General features: G+C 77.4%; 1 protein-coding gene. It reads left to right on the top strand.

Annotated elements, in window-relative coordinates:
• A partial coding sequence (locus tag G5C51_RS42400; RefSeq protein WP_420824924.1) for a glycogen debranching N-terminal domain-containing protein occupies window positions 1-601 on the top strand: 601 nt, incomplete at both ends.

Below are 601 nucleotides of genomic sequence, written 5' to 3'. Positions count from 1 at the left end.
GCTCCGTCCACCCCAGCGGCCGCGCCGCCCGCGGCACTGCCGTCGGCGCATGCGTCACTGGTGTGCGTGGCGCTGCCCGCGTTCGCGGTCTCCGCGGAGCACGGCCAGCTCGACGGCAGCGGTCTCGAGGGCTTCTACCACGGCGGCCGCCGGCTGCTGTCCCGCTGCCAGGTGCGGGTCTCCGGCGCCGAACCGGTCGCGCTGCAGGGCCGGATGACCGCCGCAGGCCGGGCCCGCTTCATCGCCACGGTCCGCACCGGCGCCGAGCCGGGCCCCGACCCGGACGTCATCCTGGAGCGACTGCGCAACGCGTCAGGCCTCGAGCGGCTCACACTCTTCAGCAGCGCCACCCGCCCGCTCCGCCTGCAGCTGGAGGCCCAACTCGGCACGGACCTCGCGGAGCTCGGAGCGATCGCCGCGGGCGCCGCAGGGGGAGAAGTGGACGCGGGGGTGTGGGAGTCGGGGCTGCGGTGGGCCGCGGCCGGCGCCCAGTCCGTGGTGACGGCGGACCCGCCGCCGGACACCGCGGTGGCGTCGGCAGGGCTCCTCCGCTGGGAGCTGCAGCTGCCACCGGGCGGGCGGCACACGATCGAGCTGCGGG

It is taken from the genome of Streptomyces coryli (assembly GCF_011044975.1).
GTDB classification, from domain to species: domain Bacteria; phylum Actinomycetota; class Actinomycetes; order Streptomycetales; family Streptomycetaceae; genus Streptomyces; species Streptomyces coryli.
Note: the sequence above shows the minus strand (reverse complement) of the source record. Positions and strands in the feature narration are given on the sequence as shown.